Genomic DNA, 1,080 nt, shown 5'->3' on the forward strand with positions numbered 1-1,080 from the left:
AATCGCGTCTCCATGCAGGAGGCACGCGCTATGACGTTGATTGAACACCTTACCCTTGTCGAAGAAACTCGCTCTGAGATCAATCGTAAACATAACCTGGTTGATGTCATGTTCCTTGTCATCAGTGCCATCATGAGTGGTGCCGAGGGCTGGAATGACATCGAAACCTATGGCGATTCAAAGATCGATTGGCTCCGTCAGCATCGCCCCTTTGCCAACGGCATCCCGCGGCGTCACACGGTTGCCCGCATTCTGCGCTGCATTGTCATCGATACCTTGCTTGAAGCGTTGCTGTGCTGGGTCAATGAACAGCGCACTCATCAGGGCAAACCCATCATTGCCTTTGATGGCAAGGTGTTACGCGGCTCCTTTCGGGGAAATGCCAAGGATGCGCTTCAGTTGGTCACGGCTTACGATACCGAAAATGGGCTGGTGTTAAGCCAGAAAGCAACCCCTAACAAGAAGGGGGAAATCGAAACCGTCAAAGATATGCTGGACATTCTTGAGCTAAAAGGAGCCGTTGTCACACTCGATGCGTTGCATTGTCAGCGTGAGACACTGGAGAAAATCAGCGAGAAGAAGGCTCATGTAGTGGTACAGGTCAAGAATAATCAACCGAAGCTGTATCAAGCGGTTCAATCGCAATTCCAGTCACTGTTTGACGCCCAGAAAGAGAAGATTGTCGTCGAGCACAAAGAGAGTGGACATGGCCGCCAGGAAGAGCGTTATGTGTTTCAATTAAAAGCCAAATTACCGCCAGAGTTGACGGAGAAATGGCCGACAATCCGCAGCATCATTGCCGTTGAGCGTCACCGCAGCGCCAACGGAAAAGGAACGGTAGATACCTCTTACTATGTCAGCTCGTTATCCCCCAAGCACAAGCTGCTAGGGCACTATATACGGCAGCACTGGCGGATAGAGAACAGCCAGCATTACATTCTTGATGTGGTGTTCAACGAGGATGCTTCCAGGATAGCGATGGAGGATGCGGTCGAGAATATGGCGCTATTCCGGCGGTTCGTATTGAATATCGTAAAACAGAGCAATTGTGGTGCTCGAAGTCAGAGAAACAAGCTAAAA

General features: G+C 50.3%; 1 protein-coding gene. It reads left to right on the forward strand.

Annotated features, from left to right (window positions below):
* Window positions 1-30 precede the first annotated feature (30 nt).
* The coding region (locus PG888_RS22925; RefSeq protein WP_270694473.1) for an ISAs1-like element ISAs1 family transposase at window positions 31-1,080 on the forward strand (1,050 nt) is incomplete at its 3' end.

The sequence above is a fragment of the Aeromonas sp. QDB23 genome, assembly GCF_027707745.1.
GTDB lineage: Bacteria > Pseudomonadota > Gammaproteobacteria > Enterobacterales > Aeromonadaceae > Aeromonas > Aeromonas allosaccharophila.